Source organism: Geobacillus zalihae NBRC 101842 (genome assembly GCF_001544135.1).
GTDB lineage: Bacteria > Bacillota > Bacilli > Bacillales > Anoxybacillaceae > Geobacillus > Geobacillus zalihae.
The window spans coordinates 52,103-66,731 of the sequence record NZ_BCPV01000009.1 but is presented as its reverse complement, the minus strand read 5'-3'; the positions used below and the strand labels follow the sequence as shown (position 1 = coordinate 66,731).

Genomic DNA, 14,629 nt, shown 5'->3' with positions numbered 1-14,629 from the left:
AATGATGGTGATAATGATTATCATTGATCTTGATGGAGGGGGATCAGAAACGTGAAAACATCCCGTTTCTTTTTTTACATAGCAGTGATCATTATTCTCAATCTCATTCCGCTGAAAGCGTTCGCCTATTCGTATGGAGATCCGAACAAAGAAGCGGTTGCTGAGGCGTATAAAGAGATGAAAGAAAAGTTGAACGAGCAGCCGCCGAACTTTGCCGCAGCGAAGGAAATTTTCGGAACCATAAAAGAAGAAATCGACATGCACATGGGGCCTGAGCCGTCCAAGGCGGTGCTTGCAGCCATCGAAGCGAAGGACCGCCAGGCGGTGATCAAAGACATGGAAAAAATTTTAGTGCTCAATATCGCCCGACGTTTGGACAATATTGAGGCGAACTTTGATCAGTACGACACGAGCAAGCGGCTGTTGGCGAAGGCGTTTGCGACGTATGAGGCGCTGTCGCCGATCATCCAAGGGAAAGACCCTGCGCTTGACAAACAGCTGCGCACCGAGTTTGACAAGGCGCTTCAGTCGCTTGGCAACCCGGGGCTGTTTGGCGTCGGCGAGAAAAAATCAGACATCGAAACGTTCAAGAAAAGCAAGGAAACCATTTTATCGGCGTTGCAAAAGCAATTTGGCCTCAAAAGCCTAAAAGTCGGCCATTTTTCGGAAAGCGCCACGGAAAAGCCGGATGCAGTGCAAAAGAAAGAGTGGACCGATTTGTCCGAGGCCAAAAACTGGATTCCGCTCATCGTCATCGCTGTGGTGATCATCGGGACTGTCTTGATTTACGCACGTCGCCGGAAGCGTGCTTAGTCTAAACTGAATGGGAGGCGGGGGCATGGAAGTTCAAGCGCTGCTTATCACGTTTCGTGAAGCGCTGGAAGCGCTGCTGATTGTCGGCATCATTACATCGTATTTGAAACGGGTCGGTCACCGTGAATACACGAAATATGTATGGCTTGGCGCCGCTCTTGCTGTGGCGGCGAGCGTCGGCGTCGCCATGTTGTTTCAGCTCGTCTTTACCGGTTTTGCGGCAATGGGAAGCGAGACGTATTTGAAAATCGGCATCATGGTCATTTCCGCGTTGCTCTTGACGCAAATGGTGTTCTGGATGGCCGAACATAGTCGGGACATGAAAAAAAGCGTGGAAGGGAAAATGGATCAGTTTGTCACCGCCGGCAATGTCGCCGGCATGGTCATCCACTCGTTTTTGGTCGTGCTGCGCGAAGGAGTGGAAACGGTCTTCTTCTTCGCCGCCATTACGCACGGCAACATCGGCGCGGCGATGCAAGGCTGGGGAGCGGCGACCGGGGTCGTCATTGCCGCTTTTGTCAGCTACTTCTTCTTTAAAGGGACGATGCGCATTCCGTTGAAGACGTTCTTTAAAGTGACTGGCGCGTTTATCGTCCTAATTGCCGCCGGACTGCTCGTGCAAGCCATTTCGATGATGCAGGACATCGGCCTCATCGGCAGCGTCATGCCGCACGTATACGATTTGACGTGGCTGCTTCCGGAACATCCGATCGATTACGAACATTACGTGCGCGACCATGGCGTCGCCCCTGTCTTTTCCGGCGAAGTCGGCGTCTTTTTAAAAGCGCTGTTCGGTTATTCTTCAATGCCGTCGCTTGAAGAAGTGTTGGCCTATATCGGCTACTTCGTCGTCGTGTATTTGTTGGTGGTGAGCCGCCGCGGTCAAAAGAAGGCCGTGGTTGAGAAGCCGGCGGTTGCCTCGTTGGAGGAACAAGCCAAAAACGTCATGTAACGTACAAGGACGCTGCGCCTTGTACGTTTTCTTTGGAGGGAAACACGGTGGACAAACGGTTGGGCGATGATCGCTTTTGGATGAGCTTTGGTGTCGGAATGGCTGCTTTGTTGGCCGGCGCCGGTTTGTATGGGGCGAACCCGTATGCGGCCTCGTGGGACGAAGTTGACTTTGCGCGGGCGCTGGAACGCTATGATTTATTGGCCATGCAGCCGCATTTCCCGGGCTATCCGTATTTGATTCTTGGCGGCATGGCAGTGCACGCTCTGGTCGCCAATCCGGCCAAAGCGCTTTCGATCTTGAATGTGCTCGTGTTGTTTTCCGCCGCCTTTCCCATCGTTTGGCTGCTCGCTCGCCATATGCCGCGTTCAGCGGCGCTATGGGCGGCGCTTTCGGTGCTTTCTTCAAGCTACGTGCTCCTTGCCGCCGCCAGACCGATGTCGGACGGCGCGGCGCTTGGCGTGCTTTGGTGGTACATATGGGCGGTGGAATGGGCGCGGCGGCGAACAACATGGATGGCGCAGCTTTGGCCGGCCGCGTTGTTCAGCATCCTCATGGGCATCCGTTTGTCTTATGCCCCGTTTGCTGCTGCGTTGTTGATCCTTTGGCATGAAGACTGGAAAACGCACCGCCGCCTCGGCCGCGTGGCGGCATCGCTGTTGGCGGCGGCCGCCTTTCAATTTGTTTGGGTGGCGGCGGTCGCGGCGACGGAAGGCGGCCTTTGGCCGTTTTTCAAGCTTGGCTGGGCGTTTGTCGTCGGTCATTTCAGCGACTGGGGGGGAACGGCGGCGGCGAGCCCGCTTCCATTTTGGGAGCGGGTGCTCCGCTTTGTCCTTGACAACTTTCTTTGGACCGGCATGGCCAGCCGAAATGCTTGGCTGCTGGCTGCCTATGCAGTGGTCGGCGCCATCGCCTGGCGCACTGGGCCGTTTCGGCTGCCGCGCCCGCTTGTCGTTTCCGCGTTGCTGTATGCTTTGTGGGCGCTTTTCGGACAAAACATTGACAAGCCGCGTCATCTCCTTCCGCTCGTTCACATTGCGCTCGTTTTCGTGTGGGGGCGCGTATTGGCTGCACCGCGATCATGGAAGCATGTGTTGGCGGCGGCGGTTGTGCTGCTGCAGGCTGCAATCGGCATCGGGCAGCTGTGCGAGCAGGCAAAGACGCCGCCGGCAGTGTATCAGCTTGCGGACGATTTGCGTGACAAACGGCAGCCGTTTGTGGTATATACGTGGGAAGAGACGCGCGTCCTAGACTATTTGAACGTGCCCTTTCCACATAAAGACGTGCTCCATTTTTCCTTCTTTTTGCAAGACAAAGAAAACTACCGCCATGCTGCGATATATATGACCAATCACGTTGTCCAAGGGTTCGAGGCTCAAGGGATCGATGTTTCCCGCCATGTGCGCAAAGTGAAAACGTATCGTTCCAGTCTGCTTGCTGATCCGGTGTATGGGACGATTACGCTGTACGAATGGGTGGATGGAGAGTGAGGTGATGGCCAATGAACGAGCGGCTGAAAGAAAAGCTGGCCGTGCTGCCGGAACAGCCGGGTTGCTATTTGATGAAAGACAAACACGGAACGGTCATTTACGTCGGCAAAGCGAAGTCGCTGAAAGCGCGCGTCCGCTCGTATTTCACCGGGACGCATGACGGCAAGACGCAGCGGCTTGTTGAGGAGATCGCCGATTTCGAATACATCGTCACCTCGTCAAACGCCGAGGCGCTCATTTTGGAGATGAATTTGATCAAAAAGCATGATCCGAAATACAACGTCATGCTGAAAGATGATAAAAGCTACCCGTTTATTAAAATCACCGCAGAAAAGCATCCGCGCCTGCTGATCACCCGCAAAGTGAAAAAAGACGGGAGCAAATATTTCGGCCCGTATCCAAACGTGCAGGCGGCGAACGAAACGAAAAAGCTGCTCGACCGCTTATATCCGCTCCGCAAATGTTCGACGCTGCCTTCGCGCGCCTGTTTGTATTACCATATGGGCCAATGCCTCGCCCCGTGCGTCCACCCGGTGTCGGACGAACAAAATAAGGCGATGGTTGAACAAATCGTCCGCTTTTTAAACGGCGGGTATGAAGACGTGAAGCGGGAGTTGGCCGAGAAAATGCACGAGGCGGCGGAAGCGCTCGAGTTTGAACGGGCGAAAGAATACCGCGATCAAATCGCAGCGATTGAGATGACGATGGAAAAGCAAAAAATGATGCTCAACGACTTCATCGACCGCGATGTATTCGGCTATGCGTACGACAAAGGCTGGATGTGCGTGCAAGTGTTTTTCCTCCGCCAAGGAAAGCTGATCGAGCGCGACGTGTCGATCTTCCCGCTTTACCAAGACCCGGATGAGGAAATGCTTACGTTTTTGGGTCAGTTTTATGCGAAAGCGCATCATTTGAAGCCAAAAGAAGTCGTCCTCCCGTCCGACATTGACGGCGAGCTCGCCCGCGAATTGCTCGGCGTTGCCGTCGTCCAGCCGAAAAAAGGGAAGAAAAAAGAGCTTGTGGAGCTGGCGAGCAAAAACGCGGCCATTGCTCTGAAAGAAAAATTTTATTTCATCGAGCGGGACGAAGAACGGACGATCAAAGCGGTCGAACGTCTCGGAGAGCGTCTTGGCATTCCGGCGCCGCGCCGCATCGAGGCGTTTGACAACTCGAACATTTACGGGGCCGATCCGGTCTCGGCGCTCGTCGTTTTCCTCGATGGCAAGCCGGCGAAAAAAGAATACCGAAAATATAAGGTGAAAACGGTCGCGGGGCCGAACGATTATGAAACGATGCGCGAAGTCGTGCGCCGCCGCTATACGCGCGTGTTGAAAGAAGGATTGCCGCTTCCCGATTTGATCATCATCGACGGCGGCAAAGGACACTTGTCGGCGGTGCGGGATGTGCTCGAAAACGAACTTGGACTGGATGTGCCGCTGGCTGGATTGGCGAAAGACGAAAAACATCGCACATCAGAGCTTTTGGCCGGCGACCCGCCGGATGTCGTGCCGCTTGACCGGCAAAGCCAAGAGTTTTATTTATTGCAGCGCATCCAGGATGAAGTGCATCGGTTTGCCGTTATGTTTCACCGAAAGACGCGGCAGAAAACGATGTTCCATTCCGTGCTTGATGACATTCCCGGCGTCGGGGAAAAGCGGAAAAAAGCGCTGTTAAACTATTTCGGATCAGTCAAAAAGATGAAAGAGGCGACCGTTGATGAGCTGCAACGGGCGAACATTCCACGGGCGGTGGCGGAGAAAATCTATGAAAAACTGCATGAATAATGGCTGAACGGACGCCCGTTTTGCGAGCGGACGCCCGTTCTTTGCATGTCATTCGATCGCCTGCTTCCGATCCCATTTCACCAAAATGCGCGCTTTGCCGTCCCGCTTTGGCGGCAGTTCGACCGCTTCGGTGACGAACCGCTTTTGTTGTTCGATTTGCTGGGCGAGAAATCCAGCCTCAAGCTGGAACGAGCAGCTGCCGTACAAGGAAAAGCGGGCGGCGATGATGGGGCCCGACAGCTCGATATAGAGTTCGTCGTTTCGCTCTTCGCCGGTTGATAGCTCCCCCCAGCCCGCCCGTTCAAAAAATACGGCGACGTCATCGAGCGTTCCGAGCGGGTAGCGCCGCGCCAGCTGTTTGCCGGCCCAGTACAGCAGCGAAGCGGCATCTTTGCCAAGCAGCTCGGGAAGAAGCGAATGGCGAAGCAGCTCAGTCCCGAAGGCGGAAAGCGCAATTGACCCAAACATTTGATATTGGTCCTCTAATGGTGGCTGTTTCATCGTTTTCCCCTCTTTCTATCCATTTCCCCATTATAGCTGAATTGCTGCCGGAGTGCATCCTCTTTCCTAAGGTGGCGCAACTATGAGAATGTTTGAACATTTTGTGTCAGTGTTTTCTTGACGCTTGTACAATGTGGGAGTACAATGAATGTGACAAGCGAATAGGGGAATGGAAGACGTTTCCGTTTCCGCATGGCGAGCGAGAGGGACATATTTTTTATTCAATTGAAGGGGGTTTACATAATGGCAGGGAATCGCGAGTTTTACTATCGCCGGCTCCATTCGCTGCTGGGGGTTGTTCCCGTCGGCATCTTTTTAGTGCAGCACTTGGTCGTCAACCATTTTGCGACCCGTGGGCCGGAAGCGTTTAACCGGGCGGCGGCGTTTATGGAAAACTTGCCGTTCCGCTATTTTCTTGAAATTTTTGTTATTTTTCTTCCATTGTTGTTCCACGCTGTATACGGCATTTATATCGCGTTTACAGCCAAATTCAACACTCGCCAGTACGGCTATTTCCGCAACTGGATGTTCATGCTTCAGCGGATCACCGGCATCATTACATTGATTTTTGTCGTCTGGCATGTGTATGAAACGCGGGTGCATGCTGCATTCGGCGCCGAAGTGAACTACGACATGATGGCCAACATTGTCGACAATCCGTTTATGCTCGGATTTTATATTGTTGGAATCTTGTCCACGGTCTTTCACTTCGCCAACGGCTTATGGTCGTTCTGCGTCAGCTGGGGGTTGACGGTGTCCCCTCGTTCGCAGCAAGTATTTACGTACATTACGATGATCATTTTCATCGCGCTTTCCATTGTCGGCATTCGCGCCATCTTGGCGTTTGCGTAAGACAAGCGTTCCATTCCTAAGGAATGATTCAACGATGAACTGCTGCGTTGGCTCGTGACAAACGTGCTCTAGCCGTTCGCCGAACGATCGCTTGGTCGATGGCGGGCCGGCAAGGCAAAACGTGCGGCATGCAAGCAAAAGCAGCAATCTATTAGGGAGTGAGTAGCTATGAAAAAAGGGAAAATCATCGTTGTTGGCGGTGGGTTGGCCGGTTTGATGGCCACGATTAAAATCGCCGAAGCAGGAGTGCCTGTCGAACTGTTTTCGCTCGTTCCGGTAAAGCGTTCTCACTCCGTCTGTGCCCAAGGCGGCATTAACGGAGCGGTCAACACGAAAGGGGAAGGCGACTCGCCGTGGGAGCATTTTGACGACACCGTCTATGGCGGGGACTTCTTGGCGAACCAGCCTCCGGTCAAAGCGATGTGTGAAGCGGCGCCGGGGATCATTTACATGCTCGATCGGATGGGCGTCATGTTCAACCGGACGCCGGAAGGGTTGCTTGATTTCCGTCGTTTCGGGGGGACGCAGCATCACCGGACCGCCTATGCTGGAGCCACGACCGGGCAGCAAATTTTGTATGCACTTGATGAACAGGTGCGCCGCCATGAAGTGGCCGGGCTCGTCACGAAGTACGAGCATTGGGAGTTTTTAGGCGTCGTTTTGGATGACGAGCAAATTTGCCGCGGCATCGTCGCACAAGATTTGCGGTCCATGGAAATCAAAGCGTTTCCAGCCGATGCCGTCATTTTGGCGACCGGCGGCCCGGGGATCATTTTTGGGAAATCGACGAACTCGGTCATCAACACTGGTTCAGCGGCTTCGATCGCCTATCAGCAAGGCGTTTACTACGCGAACGGCGAGTTCATCCAAATTCACCCGACCGCGATCCCAGGCGATGACAAGCTTCGGTTGATGAGCGAATCGGCGCGCGGGGAAGGCGGACGCATTTGGACGTATAAGGACGGGAAACCGTGGTACTTCCTTGAGGAAAAATATCCGGCTTACGGAAACTTGGTGCCGCGCGACATCGCCGCCCGGGAAATTTTCCACGTCTGCGTCGATTTGAAGCTCGGCATCAACGGCGAAAACATGGTGTATTTGGATTTGTCACATAAAGATCCGAAAGAGTTGGATGTCAAGCTCGGCGGCATTATCGAAATTTACGAGAAGTTCATGGGCGAAGACCCGCGCAAAGTGCCAATGAAGGTGTTCCCGGCCGTTCACTACTCGATGGGCGGCTTATGGGTCGACTATGACCAAATGACGAACATCAAAGGGTTGTTTGCTGCCGGCGAGTGCGATTATTCGATTCACGGCGCGAACCGCCTCGGGGCAAACTCGCTTCTGTCGGCGATTTACGGCGGAATGGTCGCCGGCCCGAACGCCGTCCGCTACATCCGCGGTCTCGAGAAATCGGCCGATGCGATGCCGTCGACGTTATACGACAGCTATGTGAAACGGGAGCAAGAAAAGTGGGAAAACATTTTGGCGATGGACGGCACGGAAAACGCCTACGTGCTGCATAAAGAGCTCGGTGAATGGATGACGGCAAACGTGACGATCGTCCGCTACAACGACCGGCTGCTGAAGACCGATGAGAAAATTCAAGAGCTGATGGAGCGGTATAAAAACATCAGCGTCACCGATACGTCGAGATGGAGCAACCAAGGAGCGACGTTTATCCGCCAGCTGTACAACATGCTGCAGCTCGCCCGCGTCATTACGCTTGGCGCTTACTATCGCAATGAAAGCCGCGGCGCGCACTACAAGCCGGAGTTTCCGGAGCGCAACGACGAAGAATGGCTGAAAACGACGATGGCCCGCTACACGCCAGACGGTCCGGCGTTCCATTATGAAGACGTTGACGTCTCGTTGATTAAACCGCGCAAGCGCGACTACAGCAAAAAGAAAGAGGAAGTGAAGTAAGATGAGCGAGAACAAAACGGTTCGATTCATCATCACCCGTCAAGATCGTCCGGATTCTGCTCCGTATGAAGAGGAGTTTGTCATTCCGTACCGCCCGAACATGAACGTCATTTCGGCGCTCATGGAAATTCGCCGCAATCCGGTCAACGCCAAAGGGGAAAAAACGACGCCGGTCGCTTGGGAAATGAACTGTCTGGAAGAAGTATGCGGAGCCTGTTCGATGGTCATTAACGGCAAACCGCGCCAGGCGTGCGCCGCACTCATTGACAAACTCGAGCAGCCGATCCGCCTTGAGCCGATGCGCACATTCCCTGTCATCCGCGACTTGGTCATCGACCGGAGCCGGATGTTTGATGCGTTGAAGCGAGTGAAAGCATGGATTCCGATCGACGGAACGTACGACTTGGGCCCGGGGCCGCGCATGCCGGAGCGGAAGCGGCAATGGGCGTACGAGCTGTCCAAATGCATGACGTGCGGCGTCTGCCTGGAAGCGTGCCCGAACGTCAACAGCAAGTCGAACTTTATCGGCCCGGCGCCGCTGTCGCAAGTGCGGCTGTTTAACGCCCATCCGACCGGGGCGATGCATAAAGCCGAACGGTTGCGGGCGATTATGGGCGACGGCGGACTGGCCAACTGCGGCAACTCGCAAAACTGCGTGCAATCGTGCCCGAAGGGCATTCCGTTGACGACATCGATCGCGGCGTTAAACCGCGAAACGACGATTCAAATGTTCCGCGATTTCTTTGGCAGCGACGAAGTGTAGCGGCAGAATCAAAATCCCCTTCATTCGAACAGACATGAGGGGGATTTTTTGTTTTGCTGGACAAGCGGCAGCCAACCGTCTCCGGCGAATCGAAAGATAAAGAAGAAAAGGCTCTTCATCACAAAGTGTACTTGAAAAAGAAAGACGATCATGATAAAGAAAAACCAAAACAGCATTTTTTCCTTTTTATACCACACATCTCTTTGAACAACATTGCTATCATGTTTGTCTTTAAAAGTCATTTGGTGATGAACCGAAAAAAAAAGACCCATTTTTCTATTAGATAAGCAAATTTTCGTCACCGCCGCTCTTGCTCTCACATACGATATGGCGAGGAAATACCCATCCGGCAGTTCGGGCCCATTGAGAGCAAGGAGGGTTACAACCGTTGAAGGACAAATCATTTCAATCGAAGCCGCTTTTGACAAAAAGAGAAAAAGAAGTCTTCGAATTGCTCGTGCAAGACAAGACGACGAAAGAGATCGCCCAAGAGCTGTTTATCAGCGAGAAAACGGTCCGCAACCATATTTCGAATGCGATGCAAAAGCTTGGGGTCAAGGGGCGCTCGCAAGCTGTCATTGAATTGCTTCGAATGGGCGAACTTGAACTATAAACGATGCCGGCTTTCCTTGTTGGACAGCCGGCTGTTATGTTCCCTTGCGGCCGGACGAGGCTTGGCGCCCGTCCGGCCTTCGTCCGCGGCGGCCGCCGCATTTTTTTGTTGATTATCTTTGCCGGTGTTGTAAAATGAAAAGTAAGAATAGCTGTCGACGCAAGCCGCCGTTTGAGGCTGGCCGCGGAAACGATCAAGGAGAGATGATATGCCGTCTGCGATGAATGAACAAACGGTCGCCGAGTTGGAAAAATTGCTTCGCTATATCGCCGCCAATTTGAAACAGCGCGGCCGTGAAATTTTAACCAACTATCCGATCACCCCACCGCAATTTGTCGCCCTGCAGTGGCTGCTTGAAGAAGGGGACTTGACGGTCGGCGAGTTATCGAACAAAATGTATTTGGCGTGCAGCACGACGACCGACTTGGTCGACCGTATGGAGCGGAACGGACTTGTCGCCAGAGTCCGCGATGAACACGACCGCCGCGTCGTCCGCATTCACTTGTTGGAAAAAGGCGAGCGCATCATTGAGGAAGTGATTGAAAAACGCCAGAGAGATTTAGCTAAAGTGTTGGAAAATTTTTCTGAAGAGGAAATCGTTCTCTTTGAGCGTTGTTTGCGCAAATTGCATCAAGAAATGACGAAAGAATGAGGCGATCACTTGGAAAGAGCAATTGGTGTCATTGACTCAGGAGTCGGCGGTTTGACCGTCGCCAAAGAAATTATGAGGCAGCTGCCGAAAGAACAAATTATTTACTTAGGCGACACCGCCCGTTGCCCGTACGGGCCGCGGCCGGTGGAAGAAGTCCGTCGATTTACGTGGCAAATGATTGATTACTTGCGGCAATATCCCTTGAAAATGCTTGTTATCGCCTGCAACACCGCGACGGCGGTCGCGCTTGACGACGTGCGGGCGAAGCTTGACATTCCTGTGCTTGGCGTTATTCATCCCGGCGCTCGCGCGGCCCTGAAAGCGACTAGGCGCGGGCACATCGGCGTCATCGGCACGATTGGCACGATCCGAAGCCGGGCGTATGAAAAGGCGCTTCAATCCATCAATCCGCGCGTCCAAGTCGAGAGCTTGGCCTGTCCGAAATTCGTTCCGCTTGTGGAAAGCGGCGACTTTGAAGGGCAGGAGGCGATGGCGATCGTCGCCGAATCGCTCGCTCCGCTCCGTCCGCTGCCGATCGATGTGCTGATTTTAGGCTGCACGCATTATCCGTTGCTCGCGCCGCTCATTCGCACGTATATGGGCAAACGCGTGAAGCTCATTTGCTCGGGCGGTGAGACGGCTCGTGAAGTGAGCGCGATTTTGCACCACAGCCAGCTCCTTTACACCGGCGAGCGCGAACCGGAGCATTTGTTTTTCACGACCGGGCCGAAAGAGCTGTTTGAAAAGATTTCCGGGAAGTGGTTTGGCAAGCCGATCGGCACGGTCGAAGCGATTCGGCTGTAACCAACCAATCCTTTAGCGTCCATGCGCTAAAGGATTTTTTTATTCTATTTTGGAAAACGGCTCGTATACATAGTAGTACAAACTACGAGTAGGAGGGAACGTCAATGAAACGGACGACTCACATATGGGCGGCGCCGCTGCTCGCCTCGCTGTTGTTGCTTGGCGGCTGCGGTTTGTTTGGGCGAGATGAGGCGGTGAAGGAGATCGATCCGCCGCAAGAGACGAGTTATGTCAAAGACGGCCAAGCGCTTCAGGAAGCGACGGAAAGCCAAAAGGAAGGGAAAGAGAAAGCGAAGGCCACCGAGACGGTGAAAAGAGAGCTGTACTTGATTGACAAAAACGGCTTTGTCGTGCCGCAAACAGTGGAATTGCCGAAAACGCAGGCCGTGGCGAAACAAGTACTCGAATATTTGGTTGAAGACGGACCCGTGTCAGAAATGTTACCGAACGGCTTCCGCGCGGTCATTCCGGCCGGAACGACGGTGCTTGGCACAAAATTGGAAAAAGACGGAACGTTGATCGCTGACTTTTCGCCGGAATTTAAAAACTATAAGCCGGAGGACGAAAAACGAATTTTGCAGTCCATTACGTGGACATTGACGCAATTTGACAATATCAAGCGCGTCAAAATCCGCATCAACGGCTACGATCAAAACGTGATGCCGGTCAATAAAACGCCGATCCAAGATGGGGTAAGCCGCGCCGATGGCATCAATATGGAAGCGAACGGCGTGCCAGACATTACGAATACGCATCCGGTCACCGTTTATTTTGTCGCCCAACAAGGGAACAGCACATACTATGTGCCGGTGACACGGCGTGTGTCCAATAAGGAGAAAGATGATATTGCCGCGGCCGTCAACGAACTGATTCAAGGACCAGAGCAAGGGAGCGGGCTTGTCGGCGTCTTTCAGCCGGACGCGAAGCTTGTCGATGCCCCGAAATACGAGGATGGCAAAGTGACGCTCAACTTTAACGAAGGCATTTATGGAAGCAACAAGAAAAATGTCATTTCCGACGTCGTGTTGAATTCTCTCGTTTTGTCGCTCACGGAGCAAAAAGGAGTCGAAAGCGTGGCGATCACCGTCAATGGCAAAGCCAATCTTGTCACGGAAGATGGCAAGCCGCTCACCAAACCGGTCGCTCGGCCGCAAAACGTCAATACCGGGACATTTTAACCGGTTGGTGCTGACTGGCTGGAAACGAATAGGACGTTATGGTATAACAAAGAGGTGGAAACGTATTCTGCCTCTTTCTTTTTTTCGCTAGGCGGAAAGAAATGCGGCGTCTGGCATTCCGTTGAAGATGGAGAAAAGGAGGACTCAGTTGATGAGAGCGGACGGACGAAGCAGTTGCGAGCTGCGCCCTGTACATATACACCCGCATTACATGAAGCACGCTGAAGGGTCGGTGCTCATTGAAATCGGCGACACGAAAGTCATTTGCACGGCGACGGTCGAAGAGAAAGTGCCGTCGTTTATGCGCGGCGGCGGCAAAGGATGGATTACGGCCGAATATGGGATGCTGCCGCGGGCGACAGAGCAGCGGAATGTGAGGGAAGCGAGCAAAGGAAAAGTGTCGGGGCGGACGATGGAAATTCAGCGCTTAATCGGCCGCGCGCTTCGCTCGGTTGTTGATCTTGAACAGCTTGGCGAGCGGACCATTTGGATCGATTGCGACGTCATTCAGGCGGATGGCGGAACGCGGACGGCGTCGATCACTGGTGCGTATGTGGCGCTTGTGTTGGCGCTTGCCAGACTGGTGGAAGAAGGGAAGCTCGAGGCGCTTCCGATCCGCGATTTTCTCGCCGCTACCTCGGTCGGCATCGATCCGGAGCATGGGGTGATTCTTGATTTAGATTACAACGAGGATGCGCGGGCGAAAGTGGATATGAACGTCGTCATGACCGGAGCCGGTCAATTTGTTGAGATTCAAGGAACCGGAGAGGAAGCAGTTTTTTCGCGCGCCGAGCTTGATGAATTGCTTGAAGCGGCGCAAATCGGCATCGAGCAGCTCATCGCCGTTCAGCGCCGCGCATTGGGCGAGTGGGCGGCGCGCATCGGCGAAAAAAAAGAAGCGGCAGAGGAGGACACAGAGTGAAGGAGATCGTCATCGCGACCAAAAACGCTGGCAAAGTGCGCGAGTTCGCCGCTTTGTTTGCCAAGCGGGGCGTCGAAGTGAAATCGTTGCTTGACTTTCCGGACGCTCCGGATGTCGCAGAAACGGGAAGCACGTTTGCGGACAATGCCGTGCTCAAAGCAGAAGCGGCGTCGCGGCGTCTAAAGCGGCCGGTGATCGCCGATGATTCCGGGCTCGTGGTCGATGCGCTCGGCGGCCGGCCGGGCGTTCATTCGGCCCGTTATGCCGGGGAAGATAAAAACGATGCACGCAACATCGCCAAGCTGCTTCGCGAGCTTGACGGGGTGCCGATGGAGCAGCGCACGGCTCGTTTTCATTGCGCGCTCGCCGTCGCGATCCCAGGGCGGCCGACCGCCGTTGTCGAAGCGACATGCGATGGTTATATCGCCGAAGTGCCGCGTGGGGAGGGGGGCTTTGGCTATGATCCAATCTTTTACCTTCCGGAGTGGGGAAAAACGATGGCGGAGCTTGCGCCGGAGGAAAAAAATCAAATCAGTCATCGCGCCAAGGCGCTGACGAAGCTCGATGAGCAGTGGGAGGAGATCGTCGGTGGAAAGGGGCGGACGGAATGAAGGCGGTGATTGTGAGCGACAGCCATGGGCTGACTGCCGAACTTGCTGAAATTGTCAACCGTCATCGCCATGAAGCGGATTTGTTTATCCATTGCGGTGACTCGGAGTTGGAGGTGGGGGCGGACGAGATCGCCCCGTTTGCCGTCGTGCGCGGCAACTGCGATTTCGCCGCGTTTCCTGCTGAGCGCATCGAAGAGGCAGGCGGCGTTCGGTTGTTTGTCACCCACGGCCATTTATACGGGGTGAAAACGTCGCTTTTGCGTTTATCCTATCGCGCGCAAGAAACAGGGGCTCACGTCGTTTGTTTCGGCCACTCGCATTTGGCCGGCGCCGAGCAAATGGATGGGCGGTTGTTCATCAACCCCGGCAGCATTGCTTTGCCGCGCGGAAGAAAAGAAAAAACGTACGCGGTGTTGACCATCGGCGGCGGGCGCGTGCATGTCCAATTTTATGAAGTGAATGGGCAGCCCGTTTCCGGAATGGAACGAACCTTTTCGATCTAAGCGGACAAAACGTCCGCTATTTTTTGTTTTTCGTCTTTGGCAGTTAGAGCGCGTCCGCTTTCTATGAGCCGCCAAGAAAGAAAAAATTTTTGAATCGGCAAAACCTTGATTCTATCATAATGTAAGCGCATTCAAATAGTTTGACCAATCGGAATTTTCGAAAAACGTTATTGACGGCGCAAAGGTTTCGGATTATTATAATTTTCAAATAAGAGAAACGACTCAATACAATGATCAAGCCGTTCAAAGCAACTGCTGACTGATC

At 53.7% G+C, this 14,629-nt stretch carries 16 protein-coding genes; 15 read left to right on the top strand and 1 reads right to left on the bottom strand.

What is annotated here, in order from left to right:
* Positions 1-51 precede the first annotated feature (51 nt).
* Genes GZ1_RS04820 through uvrC form a run of 4 tightly spaced genes read left to right on the top strand, consistent with a single transcriptional unit; the run spans position 52 to position 5,039 of the window.
* On the top strand, positions 52-813 hold the full coding sequence (locus GZ1_RS04820) for a hypothetical protein (protein ID WP_015375544.1): 762 nt from the start codon (positions 52-54) through the stop codon (positions 811-813).
* 25 nt (positions 814-838) lie between these two features.
* Positions 839-1,765 (top strand): FTR1 family iron permease, encoded by a 927-nt coding sequence (locus tag GZ1_RS04815; RefSeq protein ID WP_060788006.1) that lies wholly within the window; start codon positions 839-841, stop codon positions 1,763-1,765.
* 47 nt (positions 1,766-1,812) lie between these two features.
* Complete coding sequence (locus tag GZ1_RS04810) at positions 1,813-3,255, top strand: hypothetical protein (protein ID WP_060788005.1); 1,443 nt, start codon at positions 1,813-1,815, stop codon at positions 3,253-3,255.
* 11 nt (positions 3,256-3,266) lie between these two features.
* On the top strand, positions 3,267-5,039 hold the full coding sequence (gene uvrC / locus GZ1_RS04805) for an excinuclease ABC subunit UvrC (protein ID WP_060788004.1): 1,773 nt from the start codon (positions 3,267-3,269) through the stop codon (positions 5,037-5,039).
* A gap of 48 nt (positions 5,040-5,087) precedes the next feature.
* Here the strand turns inward: uvrC and GZ1_RS04800 are convergent, their stop codons facing one another.
* Entirely contained in the window at positions 5,088-5,540 is a 453-nt protein-coding gene (locus tag GZ1_RS04800; RefSeq protein WP_014196467.1) for a YslB family protein, read from the bottom strand.
* Positions 5,541-5,783: 243 nt separating this feature from the next.
* Between GZ1_RS04800 and GZ1_RS04795 the strand changes: the two genes are divergently transcribed.
* The 11 genes from GZ1_RS04795 (at position 5,784) to GZ1_RS04745 (ending at position 14,364) form a co-directional block, all read left to right on the top strand.
* The gene (locus GZ1_RS04795) at positions 5,784-6,392 is read left to right on the top strand and encodes a succinate dehydrogenase cytochrome b558 subunit (RefSeq protein WP_049626561.1); all 609 of its coding nucleotides are present in this window, start codon (positions 5,784-5,786) and stop codon (positions 6,390-6,392) included.
* 168 nt (positions 6,393-6,560) lie between these two features.
* The gene (sdhA, locus tag GZ1_RS04790) at positions 6,561-8,318 is read left to right on the top strand and encodes a succinate dehydrogenase flavoprotein subunit (protein WP_015375539.1); all 1,758 of its coding nucleotides are present in this window, start codon (positions 6,561-6,563) and stop codon (positions 8,316-8,318) included.
* Between the two features lies 1 nt (position 8,319).
* Positions 8,320-9,081 carry a succinate dehydrogenase iron-sulfur subunit gene (gene sdhB / locus GZ1_RS04785; protein WP_015375538.1) on the top strand — a complete coding sequence of 254 codons (762 nt, stop codon included), beginning with the start codon at positions 8,320-8,322 and terminating at the stop codon, positions 9,079-9,081.
* Positions 9,082-9,134: 53 nt separating this feature from the next.
* Positions 9,135-9,368 (top strand): hypothetical protein, encoded by a 234-nt coding sequence (locus GZ1_RS04780; RefSeq protein ID WP_060788003.1) that lies wholly within the window; start codon positions 9,135-9,137, stop codon positions 9,366-9,368.
* Between the two features lie 101 nt (positions 9,369-9,469).
* Complete coding sequence (locus tag GZ1_RS04775; protein ID WP_020754265.1) at positions 9,470-9,694, top strand: helix-turn-helix domain-containing protein; 225 nt, start codon at positions 9,470-9,472, stop codon at positions 9,692-9,694.
* Between the two features lie 208 nt (positions 9,695-9,902).
* Positions 9,903-10,346: a MarR family winged helix-turn-helix transcriptional regulator gene (locus GZ1_RS04770; RefSeq protein ID WP_015375537.1), complete on the top strand. Its 444-nt coding sequence runs from the start codon at positions 9,903-9,905 to the stop codon at positions 10,344-10,346.
* A 9-nt stretch (positions 10,347-10,355) separates the two neighbouring features.
* Positions 10,356-11,150 (top strand): glutamate racemase, encoded by a 795-nt coding sequence (racE, locus tag GZ1_RS04765; RefSeq protein ID WP_011232143.1) that lies wholly within the window; start codon positions 10,356-10,358, stop codon positions 11,148-11,150.
* 104 nt (positions 11,151-11,254) lie between these two features.
* A complete protein-coding gene (locus GZ1_RS04760; RefSeq protein WP_053413856.1) occupies positions 11,255-12,328 on the top strand; it encodes a GerMN domain-containing protein in 1,074 nt (357 codons plus the stop codon).
* A gap of 151 nt (positions 12,329-12,479) precedes the next feature.
* The gene (rph, locus tag GZ1_RS04755) at positions 12,480-13,250 is read left to right on the top strand and encodes a ribonuclease PH (RefSeq protein ID WP_015375535.1); all 771 of its coding nucleotides are present in this window, start codon (positions 12,480-12,482) and stop codon (positions 13,248-13,250) included.
* On the top strand, positions 13,247-13,861 hold the full coding sequence (locus GZ1_RS04750) for an XTP/dITP diphosphatase (RefSeq protein WP_015375534.1): 615 nt from the start codon (positions 13,247-13,249) through the stop codon (positions 13,859-13,861). Before rph ends, GZ1_RS04750 begins: the two co-directional genes overlap by 4 nt.
* Complete coding sequence (locus GZ1_RS04745) at positions 13,858-14,364, top strand: metallophosphoesterase family protein (RefSeq protein WP_033004987.1); 507 nt, start codon at positions 13,858-13,860, stop codon at positions 14,362-14,364. The genes GZ1_RS04750 and GZ1_RS04745 overlap by 4 nt, the downstream gene beginning before the upstream one ends.
* The last annotated feature ends 265 nt before the right edge of the window (positions 14,365-14,629 follow it).

Coding starts and splice junctions, on each gene's coding strand:
- GZ1_RS04815 (WP_060788006.1), top strand. CDS start 839: ATGGAAGTTCAAGCGCTGCTTATCACGTTTCGTGAAGCGCTGGAAGCG.
- uvrC (WP_060788004.1), top strand. CDS start 3,267: ATGAACGAGCGGCTGAAAGAAAAGCTGGCCGTGCTGCCGGAACAGCCG.
- GZ1_RS04800 (WP_014196467.1), bottom strand. CDS start 5,540: ATGAAACAGCCACCATTAGAGGACCAATATCAAATGTTTGGGTCAATT.
- GZ1_RS04795 (WP_049626561.1), top strand. CDS start 5,784: ATGGCAGGGAATCGCGAGTTTTACTATCGCCGGCTCCATTCGCTGCTG.
- sdhA (WP_015375539.1), top strand. CDS start 6,561: ATGAAAAAAGGGAAAATCATCGTTGTTGGCGGTGGGTTGGCCGGTTTG.
- sdhB (WP_015375538.1), top strand. CDS start 8,320: ATGAGCGAGAACAAAACGGTTCGATTCATCATCACCCGTCAAGATCGT.
- GZ1_RS04770 (WP_015375537.1), top strand. CDS start 9,903: ATGCCGTCTGCGATGAATGAACAAACGGTCGCCGAGTTGGAAAAATTG.
- GZ1_RS04760 (WP_053413856.1), top strand. CDS start 11,255: ATGAAACGGACGACTCACATATGGGCGGCGCCGCTGCTCGCCTCGCTG.
- rph (WP_015375535.1), top strand. CDS start 12,480: ATGAGAGCGGACGGACGAAGCAGTTGCGAGCTGCGCCCTGTACATATA.
- GZ1_RS04745 (WP_033004987.1), top strand. CDS start 13,858: ATGAAGGCGGTGATTGTGAGCGACAGCCATGGGCTGACTGCCGAACTT.